Source organism: Thaumasiovibrio subtropicus (genome assembly GCF_019703835.1).
Lineage (GTDB): Bacteria > Pseudomonadota > Gammaproteobacteria > Enterobacterales > Vibrionaceae > Thaumasiovibrio > Thaumasiovibrio subtropicus.
Window position 1 is genome coordinate 1733859 of the sequence record NZ_AP023055.1, and the last position, 17567, is coordinate 1751425.

The 17567-nt window shown below is 46.0% G+C and carries 16 protein-coding genes; 6 read left to right on the forward strand and 10 right to left on the reverse strand.

What is annotated here, in order from left to right; translation table 11 throughout:
* Positions 1 to 15: 15 nt before the first annotated feature.
* Positions 16 to 624 (reverse strand): class I SAM-dependent methyltransferase, encoded by a 609-nt coding sequence (locus TSUB_RS24020; RefSeq protein WP_087016298.1) that lies wholly within the window; start codon positions 622 to 624, stop codon positions 16 to 18.
* 10 nt (positions 625 to 634) lie between these two features.
* Positions 635 to 1261, reverse strand: a complete 627-nt coding sequence (locus TSUB_RS24025; protein WP_087016300.1) for a LysE family translocator — start codon at positions 1259 to 1261, stop codon at positions 635 to 637.
* 472 nt (positions 1262 to 1733) lie between these two features.
* Between TSUB_RS24025 and TSUB_RS24030 the strand changes: the two genes are divergently transcribed.
* Complete coding sequence (locus TSUB_RS24030) at positions 1734 to 2789, forward strand: hypothetical protein (RefSeq protein WP_159064749.1); 1056 nt, start codon at positions 1734 to 1736, stop codon at positions 2787 to 2789.
* Positions 2786 to 3160, forward strand: coding sequence for a hypothetical protein (locus TSUB_RS24035; protein ID WP_087016304.1), 375 nt, complete (start codon positions 2786 to 2788; stop codon positions 3158 to 3160). The genes TSUB_RS24030 and TSUB_RS24035 overlap by 4 nt, the downstream gene beginning before the upstream one ends.
* Before the next feature lie 70 nt (positions 3161 to 3230).
* On the opposite strand, the gene TSUB_RS24040 is transcribed toward TSUB_RS24035, so the two are convergent.
* Positions 3231 to 3947, reverse strand: a complete 717-nt coding sequence (locus tag TSUB_RS24040; RefSeq protein WP_087016306.1) for a GNAT family N-acetyltransferase — start codon at positions 3945 to 3947, stop codon at positions 3231 to 3233.
* 150 nt (positions 3948 to 4097) lie between these two features.
* On the opposite strand from TSUB_RS24040, the gene pdxR reads away from it, so the two are divergent.
* The 3 genes from pdxR (at position 4098) to TSUB_RS24055 (ending at position 6290) form a co-directional block, all read left to right on the forward strand.
* A complete protein-coding gene (gene pdxR, locus TSUB_RS24045) occupies positions 4098 to 5513 on the forward strand; it encodes a MocR-like pyridoxine biosynthesis transcription factor PdxR (RefSeq protein ID WP_087016308.1) in 1416 nt (471 codons plus the stop codon).
* A gap of 73 nt (positions 5514 to 5586) precedes the next feature.
* Positions 5587 to 5958, forward strand: coding sequence for a TraR/DksA C4-type zinc finger protein (locus TSUB_RS24050; protein ID WP_246616494.1), 372 nt, complete (start codon positions 5587 to 5589; stop codon positions 5956 to 5958).
* A 170-nt stretch (positions 5959 to 6128) separates the two neighbouring features.
* Positions 6129 to 6290, forward strand: coding sequence for a TraR/DksA family transcriptional regulator (locus TSUB_RS24055; RefSeq protein WP_246616495.1), 162 nt, complete (start codon positions 6129 to 6131; stop codon positions 6288 to 6290).
* Between the two features lie 22 nt (positions 6291 to 6312).
* Here TSUB_RS24055 and TSUB_RS24060 read toward each other — a convergent pair whose 3' ends face one another.
* From TSUB_RS24060 to TSUB_RS24080, 5 genes are all read right to left on the reverse strand, one after another.
* A complete protein-coding gene (locus TSUB_RS24060; protein WP_087016310.1) occupies positions 6313 to 7860 on the reverse strand; it encodes a sensor histidine kinase in 1548 nt (515 codons plus the stop codon).
* Positions 7861 to 8104: 244 nt separating this feature from the next.
* Positions 8105 to 9397 carry a MipA/OmpV family protein gene (locus TSUB_RS24065; RefSeq protein WP_221274615.1) on the reverse strand — a complete coding sequence of 431 codons (1293 nt, stop codon included), beginning with the start codon at positions 9395 to 9397 and terminating at the stop codon, positions 8105 to 8107.
* A gap of 200 nt (positions 9398 to 9597) precedes the next feature.
* Positions 9598 to 12651, reverse strand: a complete 3054-nt coding sequence (locus tag TSUB_RS24070; protein ID WP_087016314.1) for an efflux RND transporter permease subunit — start codon at positions 12649 to 12651, stop codon at positions 9598 to 9600.
* The gene (locus TSUB_RS24075) at positions 12648 to 13610 is read right to left on the reverse strand and encodes an efflux RND transporter periplasmic adaptor subunit (RefSeq protein ID WP_221274616.1); all 963 of its coding nucleotides are present in this window, start codon (positions 13608 to 13610) and stop codon (positions 12648 to 12650) included. Before TSUB_RS24075 ends, TSUB_RS24070 begins: the two co-directional genes overlap by 4 nt.
* Before the next feature lie 404 nt (positions 13611 to 14014).
* The gene (locus tag TSUB_RS24080) at positions 14015 to 14401 is read right to left on the reverse strand and encodes a hypothetical protein (RefSeq protein WP_087016387.1); all 387 of its coding nucleotides are present in this window, start codon (positions 14399 to 14401) and stop codon (positions 14015 to 14017) included.
* 197 nt (positions 14402 to 14598) lie between these two features.
* On the opposite strand from TSUB_RS24080, the gene TSUB_RS24085 reads away from it, so the two are divergent.
* Positions 14599 to 15564: a DUF2860 family protein gene (locus TSUB_RS24085; protein ID WP_087016388.1), complete on the forward strand. Its 966-nt coding sequence runs from the start codon at positions 14599 to 14601 to the stop codon at positions 15562 to 15564.
* A gap of 64 nt (positions 15565 to 15628) precedes the next feature.
* Here the strand turns inward: TSUB_RS24085 and TSUB_RS24090 are convergent, their stop codons facing one another.
* The gene (locus TSUB_RS24090; protein WP_246616496.1) at positions 15629 to 16567 is read right to left on the reverse strand and encodes a LysR family transcriptional regulator; all 939 of its coding nucleotides are present in this window, start codon (positions 16565 to 16567) and stop codon (positions 15629 to 15631) included.
* A 178-nt stretch (positions 16568 to 16745) separates the two neighbouring features.
* Complete coding sequence (locus TSUB_RS24095; protein ID WP_087016389.1) at positions 16746 to 17555, reverse strand: siderophore-interacting protein; 810 nt, start codon at positions 17553 to 17555, stop codon at positions 16746 to 16748.
* Between the last annotated feature and the right edge of the window lie 12 nt (positions 17556 to 17567).

A 17567-nucleotide genomic window follows, 5' to 3' on the forward strand; every position in this document is an offset into this window, starting at 1 on the left:
AGCTAGCAAAAGAGGTTAGCGCTTTCGCGCCAATACCGTAAACGTGTGCCAATGCTTTTCATGGCCGAGGGCTGTCATACCTCGTTCATCACGCTCTTCAAACTCTAAGAGCTCAAAGCCATCAAACAACCTTTCAACTTGTCGCATCGAGAATGGGCTCGTCACATGATGGGATCCTTTCGCCCAATCATCTCGGACACCCAGAAAATCACCCGCAAAAACGCCCCCTTGCATGATGGCGTCACGCATCCGTTGCCAAACCATCTCGACACGCTGCGGCGCAGCAAAATACAAACTCGAATGCGCCAACAGTACGCCCACTGCGGGATAGTCAAAATGCTCAAAGCTTGCCTGTTCCACACGGACAGCGTCTTGCGGTTCAAAGCGCGTTTGGCACAACTGAACCGCATCATCATTTACATCAAAGCCATAGACTTGCCCGTAGTGCCGTGACAAATAAGCGAGGTCACTGCCCGTGCCGCATCCCGCGTCAAGGGCAACCGGATATCGAGACTGATCACTCGCTACGGCACGCTCTGTGATGGGACGATGGGGCTTTAGCGAGACTTTTTCATAATATTGTCGCCACAATATCGCTTGATCGGAAGCGGTTTTATCTGCCATGGCGCGCCCTCTATCGTTGACTCGCTGCTAACGCGATACCTGAGCCAATAAATGTCGAACCAATCAAGCGCTTCAAGAATTTACCTGCAGACGAGGAAGAAAAGAGAGAAACAATTTTTTTACCGCACACCGCGTAGAGCATGAAGCAGAAAAACGAAACCGCCATACAAATAGCAATCATGACCGTCGATTGCAGCCAAACCCCTTGCGAAGTATCGAGAAACTGCGGAAACACCGCGCTAAAAAAAACAATCGCTTTCGGGTTACCCGCAGTCACCAACACACCTTGAACAAACAACCGCGTTGCTGTGACAGGCTCTCTACTGACTTGCACATCTGCACCACCGCTCAGTCGCGCCGCTTTCAACATGCTATAGCCCATATAAACAAGATACGCTGCTCCGCCCCACTTAATGATCATAAAGGCGGTTTCTGAGGCTGCGAGAACCGCGCCTAAACCAATAACTGAGATGATCGCTTGGCACATTGTCGCGGAAATATTACCTAAACCACTAAATGCAGCGCGCTTCACGCCGTATGACATGCCATGCGTCAACGCCAACAACATACTTGGGCCAGGAATAATCGAAACCACGAACACCGTCGTTGTAAACATCATCAAAAACTCTAGCGACACCACTATTCTCCCTAATACTATGCCAAGTTTATCTAAGCTGGATAAATGCAAACACACAGATTACCAGTCACATAACTTTAAAGAATCGGTTTTTGATTCATATAAGCAATCGATATAACAACATGAATTATCGATACCTAAATCATGGTAAACATCTAAAAAAGTAGTTATTTTTCATAGAAATAGGCGACACCGCTGTCACAAAAGTCTACGTCGTGACTTTGCTTGTATCAAAGCGCAACACTCTTCAACAATCCCCCTGCATTTATTGACGATTTAGTCACCAGCACCTTAGCCTAGAGCACTTAAATAGGCGATCAAAGGCACTCTCTTCATGACCAATATCAGGGCGAAAAAACACAGGCCCATACAATTTTTCAATGTTCTTTCTCTTTTTATCTTCATCGCTGCACTTTTTGCCACTCCGCCCAGTGCAGCCAGCGAGGATTGTCATCAGGAACTCACTAAAGCGATGCAGCTTATCAACGATGGTGATTATCAAAAAGCGCGTCCAGTGTTGGAGGCCATCAAAAATGAAGTGATTGCTGACTATGGTTACGCTAGCTATGAAACCATTTATGTGAAGTACCTGCTCGCCACTGCCCTTGAGCAACTCGATGACTTAGAGGGTTCTGTCGCATTGTTAGATGAAATGCAAGCCATTAGCCAGCAAATGCCAGCACCTTATACCGATTTAGACGCCCTGTTATCGTTTCGGAAGGCAAGTAGGCTAAATCTACAAGGTCACTATCAGCAAGCGCACGACATCATCTATGACCTGCTTCTCAATTGGCCCCGAATTCAGAATTCAGACTTCCTATCTGCATCAGATCTCACCTACGATTTGGCTCACCTTAAATCACAGCTCGGCCATCAAGCCATCGCTTACGAACTCGCTTTAACCCAACTCAGCATGCAGGCGGAATTCAGGCCCGAGAATCAAATAGAAAGATTGAACGGACTGGCCCACACCCTCACGCTTTCTCGTCAATCTGATGACCACGAACAACGCCTCTCACTCCTCGACGATGCCTTTGTTGTTTGTGATGAACTCAACCGACCTCAGCATCATGCTTGCCTTCATGCTGAGATACTGAATTACCTTTCTCTTGCTCAAGACGGAAACTATCACGTGATCGTTGAAGGCATTGATGACCTCATTGAGCAAGTTAGTCACAATAGCACGTCTAAGAAATACCACTTCAACGAAGTCGTCATGTTGAAAATCGACACGCTTTTCGCACTTAATCGCTACTCTGAAGGCATGGATCACTTACAGCAGCACATCGACTGGCTGTTAGGCACGCCTAACCGAGTACAAAGTGAAATGGCCACCTCTTATCTCAAACTAAGCCAAGGTTACCTCGCTCTGAATCAAAAACAACAAGCCACCACCGCCTATGAACAGGCACAGGCTATCTGTACCCAGACTGCCGATCCCAAAGCTCAGTCTCAATGCAAAGCACGATTAGATGCGCTCTCGCTCAACTCACTCAATGATCCTCGCACGACAGGGGCACAACAATGAAAATACTGGTTATCTTAATGTGTCTCATCGGGCTAAGTGGCTGTGCCAGCATTAACTACGACTACAGCATTGAGGTTGACATGCTCTCTTATCGAGACGATTGCCTGTGTACCTATGTCCTTCAAACTGAAAACGACTTCGGTTATGAGCACATATCATCAATCGAAAACAGAGTAAGCTTAAACTACACGGTAACAGAGAAGAGAGGGCAACCTTACCTCGACTTCGCTTACGTTGATTACGTTGACGGCGACTATAAAATCGTCGGTCGCGACGCTGTGCTCGGCGAGTGGGGAGAGCCAATACGACTGACTTTTGTCGACAAAAAGCAAGGTATCTATTTGGCCAAAGTGATTATTGAACGGTTTTAATCTCGCGCTTGCCAACAATAAACAAAGCTAGCCAACCTTGGCTAGCTTTTTCACGTCAATGCAGACACCGCTACACTGAGGCATAAAGTTCACTCAAACGGGCGATTTGCTGCCCACCCTCATCAAAGTTGGCCGACGCTAACCATCTCTGCTGCGCAAGTCGATGCGTTGGCCAGTCGCGATCCAGTAGCGAATGCCACGCAGTATCTCGATTGCGCCCTTTATAGACAATCGCTTGGCGAAAAGTCCCTTCATGTTCAAACCCTAGACGTTCAGCAGCATTGCGTGAAGGGTGATTCAAGCTGTCACACTTCCACTCGCAGCGGCGATATTTCAACTCATCGAACAGGTAAGACAACACTAAGTGATACGCTTCCGTGCTTTGGCGTGTGCGTTGTAACTGAGGGGAAAAAATCACGTAGCCAATTTCTGCCACGCCATGGCGAGTGTCAATGCGCAGCAGCGATAATACCCCCAACGCTTTACCCGTTCGCTTATCTACCACAGTGAAAAAGTAAGGGTCATTCATCTGTGCCACCTCTTGCAACCACTGCTGAAACGCGACACGCTCATTAAATGGGCCGACAGAAAGATAAGTCCACATCCTGAGATCGGTATCGATCGCATAAGCGGCATACAGGTCATCACCATGCGCAGCGGGATCAATCCGCTCAAGTCGAACATAGTCACCTTCTAACAACATCGCGTTAGGCACAGAAACGGCTTGCCAACGGGGCATGGCGATCCCAATTGGTTGATCTAAATGGTTGGAAACACACTCGCTCATCAAAGACTCCTTTTATCAACTAACTTGCTGCAACTACACCCGTAAAACAGTGGTGGATAACAACAGAAAACACCCCTATCTTGCCGCCGCATTGGCATGGTGATAATGTCCAGTTATTGAGTATTTGACCAGTCCAATTTAAGGAAGTGCATGGCCGTTCTCCACTTTCACATTGACAAAACCGCTTCCGCGCCACTGTTTGAGCAGCTTTGCCATCAAATTCGCCATTTTGCGCATCAATCACTGACGCAAGAGGTGTCGCGTGGCGCAATGGCGCCTTTCCGCCTCCCCTCCACTCGAGCACTGTCCTTACAGCTCGGAATTTCTCGTGCGACCGTGGTTCAAGCCTATGACCAGCTCACCGCTGAGGGCTACATTGAGAGTAAGCAAGGTTCAGGCTGCTATCTCTGCCCGGTAAGTCACAGTGAACTCAATCCTCCCTCCTCCCCTCTCGCCTCATCACATGCTGCGACTCCAAAGCCTCATGCAGCGCAGGCGAAGCCACTGTTAGTACCGGGGAAAGCCGATATGTCGCTGTTTCCTCATCGACAATGGGCTGCTAGTGTTGCCCATGTTTGTCGCTATCAACCCCAACAGCTCACGCTTTGCGATGATCTCTTTGGTCAATGGGATTTACGGCAAGAAATTGCAAACTACGTAAAATATTGGCGAGGTATCGATGCAACGCCTGAGCAAATCCTCATCACAGCGGGTTCAACAGCGGGTATCGCGCTCTGTTTTCGAACGCTTGCTAAACCAAAGATACAAGTGGGTATTGAGTCGCCCTGCTACGCCGCGATTCACCGGCACGCAGAAGACACACACTTGCACATTGACGACCTCCCTATCGACAATCACGGCGCCCAACTGCCTAACGCAAATACCCGCCTTGCGGTCATTACGCCGTCGCACCAATACCCTTTAGGCGGCGCTATGCATCCACAGCGACGACAAGCTTTCATTGATTGGGCAAACCACCCAGACCATTGGTTGATTGAGGACGACTATGACAGCGAGTTTCGATACGCAGGCCACCCTATCCCAGCCCTTGCGAGCTTAGACCATCATCACAAAACCCTTTACCTTGGCAGCTTTAGTAAGCTGTTCTCAAATCAATTTCGCTTAGGGTACTTAATCTTACCGCCCACGCTCATTACCCCGTTTCGGCAACAGCTTCAGAGCACCTCTACTAGCGCTACTGTCATGCCTCAGCAACCATTGGCGCACTTTCTTCGTGAGGGGCATTTATATCGCTATCTCAGGCGCGCAAGACGCCATTATGCTGAGCGGTACCGATACCTTGTGCAGTTACTGAAAGAACGCGCATCTCGCTATGGTAAGCCCGCGATTCACCATGCTGGAATGAGCCTTGTTTTCCATCTCAACCCTGACATTCCAGACAAACAGGTCGCCGAAAGGCTATCCCGGCATGCGGTCAATCCGATTCCTTTGTCACGCTTTCCTTCAAATGATGGCGAATACAACGGGCTGCTGCTTGGCTTTACGCACTATTCATTTGACGAGATTGAAAAGGGGATAGAGCGACTTATAGCAGAATTAAGTTAAGCACCAAGCATGAGAAGATATGCTAATCTTTTACTTATTGTTATAACATAACACTTGTTTTAGAGGCGTGATGATGAGCGACACGATAACCACTGTCATGACAGAAGAAGAAATCCTATCAGCCCCAGAGTCAGATTACATGAACGAAGCGCAACAGCGTTTTTTCAAACAACGACTTTTAGATCTTTATGAGGCGACCTGCGATCATATCCAGCACGCAAAAGAAGAGATGGAAGCGCCGATGGGATTCAGCGATGAGCTGGATCGCGCCTCCAGCGAGGAACAATCCATGATAGCGCTGCGTATCATCGACAGAGAGCAGAAGCTCCTCCCCAAGATCCAGCAATCTCTTACTCGCTTATACTCAAGCCACCTCAAGATGCTTGTTCAGCGAGAGTTTCTAGGCTTGTCAACAAGACACTGTTTTGAAGATCTAGTGGACTAAATCAAAAAACAGTAACGACGGTGGCGAGCCTAGAAAACTCGCCCTTCGGGAAGCGACTAGCGCCCCGATTTCTGCGTTAAAGGTGTTTGAAAGGGGAAAGCCATTCCTTCACACCTTTGCCTTGAACTCGACGCGCTAGGCCGCTTCTGAATCCTGCATCTTGAGGCGGTTTGAGTATACGTCAGGGAGACTACGGCTATTGTTTGGAGTCTGGTGAGCCCATTGGTGTTCGTCGACTCTTGGCTAGACCGACAGCGGAATACTGTGCCGAAGTGAAAGCGCAAAAAGAAACCAAAGAGCATCAGTTCAAAAAGCCAACACGCGATGCCTAATCAAAACGGGGCATTGTTGCCTTCAATGCGCGCGAGGCAACTCAACCATTAACGGCAAGGAAACAATGAAGCCACAACCGCCACTGGGGGGACAATAGTGGCGGATTTCACCTCGCATCCCTTGTGTAATCAGATTAAACACTAAGTTAAGCCCTAATCCTTTAGAGCCGCGATCACGTGTCGAGGTGACAAAGGCATCAAACATCTTGCCTTCAATATCCTCAGCGACGCCTCGACCGTTATCTTCAAACTTAATTTTTAGCTCTACGGCGGTGACGGTCGCTTGAATGGAAATACGGTCTTCAACCTGATTATCAAAGCCATGTTCAAGCGCGTTCAATACCAAGTCTTCGACCACTTGTCCCATTTGCCACGTGTTGAAACTCGCCCGAGCATCTTCCGGGTAAACATCGATAGAAACCTTGGCGCTATACAGCCCCTCGAAGCGCTCAAACGCCACTTTGACAGCTTGTCCCAGCCAAATACCAACTTGGACTTCTTCACTCCAATCTCTCTGATTTTCATTCACAGAGAGACGCTTAAACTCCGCCACTAAGTCAGCCATCTTAATGATATTGAGATCAATGATCTGATAAGACTCCAGACCAAGATGAATACTCTCTACCAGCTTAGATCGTGACAACTGGCCTGAATCTAACGCACGTTGCAAATCTTGGAAGATATCTGGCTGCAGACTGGCTGCCGTTTTTATGTTGCCGAGCGGTGTATTTAGCTCATGCGCCATGCCCATAACGAGGTTTGCCATCGCACTCTGCTTTTCCGCCTCAATTAACTGGCTTTGCGTATGTTGCAAGTTGTCCAATGTGTCTTGCAGGCGATTCGTTTTCTCGTGCAACAACGCTGTTCGCTCCAACACTTTCTGCTCTAACTGCACATTCACTTTTTTTAGCTCTTCTTGCGCACTCGACAGCATAAACGTGCGCGCCAAAATGCGATTTTCGAGTTCATCATTGAGCTCTTTGATCGCTTCTTCCGCATGCAGACGCTTAATGAACTCTCCCAGCAAAGAGCCAAACAACCGTAATGTGTGACTTTGATAGGTCTGAAACGGCTTATGATTGAGTAAATTGTCACACGCTATCCAGCCGATCACCTCTTCGTCATCCCAAATCGCCAGTGCGGCATTCCACCCGTATCCTACAGTGCTGATTTCACCCGCCTCTTCACTGAACTCATACAACTCTTTATCATGCCAAACACACACTTTGCCTTTCGTGGACATCTCACGAATCACTTCTTGAATATCATCCAGCATGGGGGCGGCAAAATCCGCTTCAGAACGCACGTTACCGACTTCATCGGTACCCCACGTCCCTATCATCCAGTCTCGTTCTTTGTCGATCATCAAAATGCCCATACGGTCAATTTCTAGGTGATTGAGGCAGGCGGTCACGGCAAGGCGATATAAGTCATCTAACGACTGTGCTCTGGAGAGTTCGATGGAGATCTCGTGAAGCAAAAAGAGCTGTTTATAGAAGCTTGCCGCATGCTCACTATCCGCAGCGAGCTCCGCTGAGGCGTCATCTGAGTAAGTAACAAGTCGGCTCATTTTTACTCCGCGAAACCGTGAATTGTCATTAAAAGTGTAGATGAATAATAAGGATAGGTGGGTTCTGCCTCTCTGTGTGAGAAAAACCATCCAATACACGGAAGCCACCTCAAGATGCGGGATTCAGAAACGGGCTAGCGCGTCGAGTTCAAGGTAAAGGTGTGAAGGAATGGCTCAGCTCTATTCAGAGCCGAGCTGTAAAACACGACATGTTCATACCATAAGATTTATAGAGCAGTCGCGATTAAAAGTCCCACTGCAAGTATAAGGTATTGTAATCACTCCCCCCTTTAATCCTTCCGAACGCTGAAGACTGTGTAAAAATACCAGAGCGATGATGAACACTGTAACCAAGCCATAAATTTCTTAGGGTTTTATTCCCAATTAGATCACCAACATTCACATCAACAGAAAGATCAAGATAGTTCATGAATCTGCTTGGGTAGTAACCATTATTCATAACCCCCTTGTGCTCTATATAACTGATTTTTTCACTATAAGAGACACCTTCGGCAAAACCGAGTCGCCATCGCGTAGGCCATTTAAATGTGTAGTAAGCTTTTATCGCCAATACATATTCGCTGAAACTACTCTGTACATTTGACTTATGATGATGCACATAACCTGTGGTTAAATAAAAATCGATAGGCATTCCGAATAAACTATCCGCTATAGGGTGACCATAGAAAAGCGAACTCATTTTGTTTCTATTCGGGTCAGTCTTATTATGAAAACCAAGGATATCCATAAAGCTAGACTCTGTTGCAACACCAGTGGCCATGCGAATATACGCTTTATTGTCTAGCTGCGAGTGTGTCTTCTGCCCAGGAGAATTAAAAAATGCTACCCCTAAGAACGCATCCCAATCAACACGTTCATTTACCGCACCATTTCTATACGTTTTACCATCCAATAGTGTTACACTGCTTTTTCCTACCGCATATAAGTTTTCATATAACTGATATCTGCCTTTAATGCCCGCGGTATATTGAAATCCAGAACCTATATCTTTATGAAATAGCCCGTAGTAAGCATTATTAAATCGACTACTTTTGGCCTCAATCATTGCGAATGGCTGCGCATCCCAGCGACCACCATTTATTTGATACTGTGTCGATAATGCTGAGTAAGTACGACCATCTACATCAGAGAGCAAGCTTAACTTAATATCCATTTCAGGCGTGTAGTGAAAGGTGATCCCCCCACCAAAATCAAGCTGAGTTGCTTGTATAAGATTCTGATAACGCTTAGGTAAATCAAATAGTCTAGCCTTGGCCTCTAATCCAGATGAGAATCTTTCACCTTGGTAAATATAGACACCACCTGAGAGTCCGTCTAAATAGACGTTTTCACCTTGATAAAACAAAAGTGGAATAACATCGCCAACATGGCCCTCATCGGTGTCATATAAAACATTCGTAGTACGATACCCTATACCAACTCCCCAGCTTTCCTTTTTATATATATCACTATTTTTTGCAAAAGCGGTGGAAGAGATTAATAAAAAATTGCAATAAGAACTTTCATTTCTGCTCACTAATAAATATGTATCTCGTTGATAAGAAGCAGTCCCTTCTCTTAGTACATATACTCCATTACATTAATGGTAATACTCCAAGCCATTATTAAAGCGTATTAATGATAAGTCATCGAAGGAGTAAGGCGAATGGATATCAGATATTCATTTATGAAAAGCCTGAGTCACTGCTCAGGCTTTTATTTAAATTTCAGTTAACGTTATTCTTTATCATCGGGTTTAATTTTAAAGAAGACTGCATAATTCAGAGGAATGACAATCAATGTCAACACCGTTGCAAACAGCAACCCAAACATTATCGTCACAGCCATACTCTTGAAGAACGGATCAATCAGCAATGGCGCAACACCTAAAATGGTTGTTGAGGCTCCCAATATCACAGGACGCGCTCGACTCATAGCGGCATCAATAATAGCATCATAGGGCTTTTTCCCACTTCGAATTTCATTGTCAGCTTGATCGACGAGAACTATGGCGTTTTTTACCATCATACCGATTAAGCTCAAGAAACCTAACGTTGCCATGAATTCAAAAGGCGTTTGGAACAGAATGAGTCCAATCGCCACGCCTAGCATCGCTAACGGCACAGTCAACCAAATCACAAGCGCTTGTCGTATACCATTAAACATGAATACAACCGCCAGAATCATTGCGCCAAAGCCATAAGGCGCTGCTGCCATCAGACCCTCGTCAGCTTCTTGTGCCTCTTTGAACTCACCATGCCAAGTAAGCTCATAGCCTACAGGCAGCGGCATGCTTTCAATCTCTTGGCGAATAGAGTCAAACGCGACTGACGTCAACACACCAGCAATAGGATCCGCTTGCGCCATAATGGTCGGCACACGATCGACACGCCTTATCATCGCATCCTGCCACTCAACACGACTTGACTCAATCAGTTGACTCAGTTGAATAAAACTCCCCACTTTTGAGCTAAACACTCTCGTGTTTTCTATTGCGTACTCACTCATTCGCTCTTCAACAGGTGCCCGAACAACAATAGGGACAAGATCGTTGCCCTCCCTATATACACCCACGCGTCGGCCTGACAATGTCTGCTCGATGGCAAGATTGAGTTCTTGCACTGTCAACCCGAACTGTTGCACTTTCTCTTTTGAATAAACGGGTGTTAATACAGGCACTTGCTGACGCCAATCATCTTGCACAGCCACCAGATTGGGATTGCGTTGCATCACAACTTTCGCTTGCTCCGCTAACTCTCTCAACACGCGGCTATCCGGACCACGAAAGGCCGCCTCAATTTTCTTACCGCCCCCCGGGCCTAACATGAACTTCCACACATTGATTGACGCGTCTTGATAACGCTCTCCCAACTCAACCTGCAACTCCGAAACCAGTGTTTCTATAAGATTAAAATCGTCTACATCTACCAGAATCTGTCCATAACTTGGGTTCTGCGGCTCTGACGCGTAAGTCAGCATGAAACGTAGCCCACCAGAGCCAATAAAGCTTGTGGTCCCTTTTATCCCTTCTTTTTCCCAAATATCTTCTTCAATACTTAACAGCAACTTTTCAGTGCGAGAAATATCTGAACCTTGTGGTAGATAGACATCGATTGCAAACTGCTCTCGCTGAGACTCAGGCATAAAACCGGGCGGCACATAGCCAAAGGCTTGCACTCCGACGATGAATACAGCAATCATGACACCAATGCTCTTTTTCTGATGACGAAGTACCTTATTGAGTGCTGCCTGATAAAAAATTGATAGACGACTTGAACTCTGATCGCTCTTTGCTTCTTTGATTTTAATGAAGTCATGGCACAACATCGGCGTCACGGTGATTGCCAACGCCCAACTCAACAGCATCGAGTACAAAATCACCCAAAAGAGTGTGCCAGCGTACTCCCCCATGTTTGATGGCGACAAACCAATCGCACTGAATGCGCAAATACCAACAATCGTTCCGCCTAACAGTGGCCACTTCGTTTCTTCAACTACGTCTGCAGCGATCTTCTTACGATCAGCGGATGGATCTTTCTGAAACCGTGTTAGCATCCCATCTGTGACAACGATGGCATTATCAACAAGCATGCCCAAGGCAATGATTAAAGCACCAAGGGAAATTCGCTGCATCGCGATATCATCAATCAGCATGACGATCAGCGTCCCCGCGACTGTCAGTACTAAGACAAAGCCGATGATGACTCCAGCTCTGACCCCCATGAAAAAGAGTAATACGACAAACACAATCACGACGGCAGCAATCAAGTTATTGATGAAATCTGCAACCGACGCCTTTACCGACTCCGATTGAATCGAAATATCGTGTAGCTCAATACCTATTGGGCGCTGACTTTCTAGCTCAGAGATCCGTGCGGTAACAGCGTCACCCATTTCAACCACGTTGCCGCCCGCAACGTTTGAAATGCCAAGGCCAATTGCTCGCATTCCGTTGTAACGCATAAGCACAGATGATGGCTCTTGATAACCGCGAACAACCGCAGCTAAGTCACCAAGGCGCACGACAGTACCTCGCTCACCAATACCGACTTGAAGATGCTTTAAATCATCGAACGTCTGAATCGATGAGGTTGGCACCACTGCAACACGCATTTGCTCTGTTTGCAATGAGCCAGCCACCGTCACTTGGGTTTGCTTTTGCAGTGCTTGGAAGATCTCATCGACGGATAGCCCGAGTTGGCTCAAGCGACTATGCGAGATCTCAACAAAAATGGCTTCTTGCTTTTCTGCCAATGTTGCCGTTTTCGATACCCCCGGTACCAAAACGAGCTCTCGACGCAACTCATCGACATAATCTTGAAGTTGTTTATCCGTGTAGCCTTCGCCAGTCACTGCATAGAACTGTGCAAAAACATCAGCAAAATCATCATTCACGATTGGCTGACCAGCACCTGGTGGCAATTGCCTTGTCGCATCATGAATTTTGCGGCGCAGTTTATCCCAGACTTGCTGTAGCTCAGCATCTGTGTTGGAAAACTGACGCTTTATTTCAATAGTTACTTCAGATATCCCCTGTTTTGACACTGAAGTGATCTCATCAACTTCTTGCAGAGATTGCACCGCACCTTCAATGATGTCAGTCACTTCATCTGCCACTTCCTGTGCAGTCGCGCCCGGGTATGGCGTCACAACGACCGCTTGCCGAATAACAAACTCAGGGTCTTCAAATCGACCTAGGTTCAGGTAGCTGAGATACCCACCTAACAGAGTTAGCGCAATCAATACCCACACACTTGTGCGCTTAGCCAGTGTTATACTTGCAATATTCATTGATTCGACTCCGCTAGAACAGGTCTGACGGACATATTGTGAATAAGGCCATTGGTCCCTGATACAACAACATGCTCTCCAGGTGAGAGACGGTCGAGAACTTCAATTCTATCGCCCCGTAACGCGCCTGTTTTTACAAGTCGCTGCTCTAATACATTGTGTTCCGTGACAACCCAAACATATTGTTCGCCTTGATTATTGGGTAGCACGGCAGACAGTGGCACTGCAACACTATCACTAAAGCGATTACTTGATTGCGAAAAGACTTTGACCGCCATACCTGGAAACAGGGTGCTCGTCCCTAAATCTACAAACCCAAAAGTGACCGAATAGGTTTGAGTGACAGGATCTGGGCGGGTTGAATAGTTTTTTACGGCTAATTCGAACTGGGCATTGCCCAAGGCAGGCACTTCTGCCACAACTTTTTCAGGCCTATCACCCGAAACCATAAGGTGCTCTGGCACATCAACAACGACTTCCATTACCGAGAGATCATGCAGTGACAATACAGTTTCATTCGCCTGTACAAGCACATGGTTATCGCGATTTCTTTCACTGATCATGCCGTCAAATGGCGCCAAGAGTTCAGTATCTTCAACCAAACGTCTTGCTTCATCCAACCGATAGTTTGCTAACCGAAATCGCGTCTCAACCTCTTCCAGTTGGCTTTTTGAAATCGCCTGACTGGTGTCATAAATCGATTTTGCTCTTTGATACTCTGCACGAACAGTCCTCAACTCTACGGTTGCTGACGCCAATCTATTCTTGGCTTCATCTGGATCAATCCGTGCCAGTACTTCCCCTTGTTTAACTGTATCGCCTTCATCCACTAACACCTCAACAAGGCGACCACTGCTAGGGAACGACAACTCAGCGCGAGATTTAGCCTGAACTACCCCATGTAATGCCATTGCTTGTATTTCGATAGGCGCTGCAATTTCTGTCAAAGCCGGTCGCAATTTTACGTCATTGCTTTCTATTCCTTTTCTGGCTGGCAACCGACTAAAAACAGCAATGCCACAGTAATATTATTCATTAAGAAATAAGATTTTGCTTTCGGGGTAAACTTTTCCGAGTTCATTATTTCACTCTCTTTAATTTCTAGCAAAAGACAATTCCACCAGGCGAATTCATTTAATTCGAAGTGCCCTCTTGATAGGAGGATATTATTTAATCGAAAATTATCAGTCTATGTATAAGAGATATTCATTTTTGATAAAACACGAAAATCCTATCTATATACCTGTCAACATTTTCATCAGTGGCCATGCAATTTCCAGTTTAAGGGCAAGAAACGACACGACTCCCCAGATAAGCACTTCAATGTATAAATAATATTTCATTGGTCGTATTCCTAGGCTATTTAAGTCAAACACTCATCCAATGATTCATTGAACCGTTTCTGGTTGATCTTGTTTTTAAGAGGAGTAAATATCTTCCCACCCGAGCATAGATCCTTGATTTTGAAGCTTTCTAACCAATATATATCAACGAGTAAGTGAATATCTGAGACGAGATCAAACAGCTCATCAGCCGAGAGCATCGCCACGCAGTTTTGCCAAGCGAGTGAAGCATCAACGATGATAGCTCGCTCTATCTCTCCCGCCACCAAAGATCTGTGATCGCTGGTATTTGTGCTATCAACTAAAAAAATAGTGCATTCCCCTCTACCTAAATCGGCAATCATATAGGGACGGTCATTGATGTAAATGTTCAACTCATAATCACTTTCTAGGTCATCATAAAACATTTTCTACTCCAACTTAGTAATTTTAAAAAGCTAGCAATGCCCTAATCCAAGCGCAATGAATATGAGTTATTCTTTTTGCACAGCACTTTCACAAATGAATAACTGTTACCCATAGTCAGACATAGTCATTTCAGTAAGAATCACTCCGACTTAATGAGCTGTGCTCTCCCTCTAATACCGAAATAGTAGAGACAATAATGAAATTGAATAAAGTAAACTTACTGACGCTATTAACCATCGCGACTTTCTCTGCATCTATTTATGCAAATGGCGACTCAAGACTAAGCGGAGAAATTGCTCTTGCTACTGGCGTGTTTTCTACCAACTCTAATTTGAACACCGATACACCCGCAACGCTTCGAGATCACTCTAATCAAGGCAAACGCCAAGACGAATTTGTCGCCATTCCGCTGGGACATCTCGCTTACGACTTGGGTGAGCTTCGTCATCATCGTGTTTACCTTGGAACCTCTCGAGATGATATTGCTGTCGGCGATCTCGCGTTCGAAATTGGCTATCAATACGACTTTATTAACGGCACGCAACTTGACGTTGCATTTTTGCCAACAGCCGTAAAGGGAGAAGCATGGTCGAATCCCTATCTTTTAGGTCAACAACGTCAAGTAACGGATGTAGATGGACACGCGTTTCGCCTTAAACTCAACGATATAATGGGGTCAGGCTTATCCTTGGATATGGCTTACGCCAAAACCGAAATCGACAATGAAGCGATTACAGACAGCACCTTACTTCGAGATAGTCATACTTACTATGTTAAAGGCGCGTATCTAAAGCCACTTAATGGGCATTCCGGCATTATTTCGTCGTTAGCGTATACCCACGCTGATGCCGAAGGAAAGGCTGAAACCTATAATCAATACAAAGGTGAGTTAACCTATTTTTCTCAGTTTGATCGACAAAGTATTAGTCTCACAGGTGCTTACACATATCGTGACTATGATGGCGCAAGTACCACCTTCAACCATCGAGCTCGCTCTGATGACAAAATAAAACTCTTTGTCGCGTATGAGTATACTGACTTTGCAGGCTGGGATAACTGGAGCCTGATTTCATTGGCAGGGGCCAACTTTACACGCTCAAACATTGATTTCTATGAGAGCGACGAATATTTGGCTACCGTTGGATTGAGCTTCAAGTTCTAAGTCCTATTACATTAGGAGGGAAGTGCTTCGACTGATGATAGTCTGAACCACTTTCCCCCTTCTGTTAACGCATCTCAGGTTGTTCAACTGAATCAAAAAACGTTTGGATAGATTGATGCAGAAGCTGATTCAGAGGATATCCACGCTTCGATTGCAAGTAGCAACCTGAGATACTAAAGCTGGTATACTGAGAGGGAATTTTGGGCAAAGAATAACAACCCAAATGCTCACTTTGACATCTTTGATAGCTACTACCAAACTGGATGGCATCAGAATTAACAAGATGATGCACTAATGCTGAAGTACTATGGCTCACCAAACACACATTCGGCTTGTAGCCATTATCTAAATAAAACTCTTCGATAAGTTGCCGTTTTGAATTCAGCGCGTTCACTTTATGCAGCACCAAAGGTAGCTGATGAATTGCTTCCCAATCACTAGAATGAGAGAGCACTGGATGTTCCTTACGCGCTAGCAGACAGATTTTTATATCAGAGAGATGATGCATGTAAATCTCTTGCGGCATAGGCAGCAATGAGAACTGCACAGCGTAATCGATTTGACGGTCTAGCAGCTGATGCAAGGTCTCTTCTTGCCAATAGACGAGTTCTAAACGCGCTTTCGGCAACACCTTGTGTAACGCTTGATGAATACCATGGCCAAAGATATCCAAAAGGCTGAGCTCTAATGCAATGGTCACTTGGCCTTCAAACTCTAGGGCATTAAAGCGCTGATAAGAATCAACAACGTTCATGATAGGATTAAGCATCTGTTCAGAGGCTTCCGCTAACCTTTCCGCTAACTCTGATGGCTCAACACCGTGTGCTTTTCTTATAAAAAGTTGATCACCAAAAACTTCACGCAACTTTGCAAGTCCCCGACTCACACTGGTTTGTGAAATCCCCAGCTTTTCAGCGGCAAGCGAAGTGTTTCGCGTCTCAACGACGACTCTTAGTAGCTTCAATAAATTGAGGTCAAGCTCCTCAAGTTTTGAACTGATCACAAATAGCCACTCCACCCTCTAATAGACACCCCAACAATATAACATAGCGAGATCAATGCGTATGCAAAGTCTGTCATTGCGGTGTACTCAATGCCACCTCAATAGACAAGATATAGAATCTAGCGGCTTATCTCGAGGTAAGCCGCTTTGTTTTATCATGCATAGACTGGCGTTTGCGTTAACTTTGCGCTTTCAACGATTCTGCATCTTCACGTTTAAACACTTTGTGGCCATCTTCCGTGACCCCTTCTTTCCAATAACTACTGAAATAGGTGTTTTCGCGCGGTAACGTATAGTTATCGGTGATAAAGCGGCGAATGGCTCGCATCTGATTAAACTCACAAGCACACCACACGGTAAGTGACGGGTTTTCAGGTAATACCTGATCGCGAACGACTTCCGACAACGCGTGCTCACCATCAGCAAAAACCCAAACAATTTGCACGCCTTCTGGGGAAACTAAGGGTTGTACATCCGCCTTCGTCGCGACCTCAATGACCGCGATACCTTTCGTTTCAGGCGCTAACTTACTCAACTGTACTGACACCGCTGGCAACGCCGTCATATCAGCAGCAAATACTTTAAAATCCGTGTCCATATTAATCGGTTGAAGGACACCTGGGCCACCAACAAATAAGCTTTCTCCGGGCTTCACTCGCATTGCCCAACTACCAGCAACGCCTGATGTCTCTACATTGCCACCATCGCCATGGCAAACGAAGTCGACCACCAGCCGAGCTTTATCTGTATCCAGCGCTTTGATGGTATAAGTCCGCAACGTCGGGCGAGGCATATCATCTCGGATCTCAATGTGGGTTCCACCGCCATCGTTAAACATGAATTTCACGTAGCCGCCTAAACTCTCAGCGGGAAACTGACGAATATCTTCACCTGAAAACGTTATCCGCTGCATATACGGTGTCACACGTTCACTGCGTTCAACAATCAAACGTTTTGGCTTCATTGCTGGCTTTTTCTTTACGATCATTTGCGACCCTTA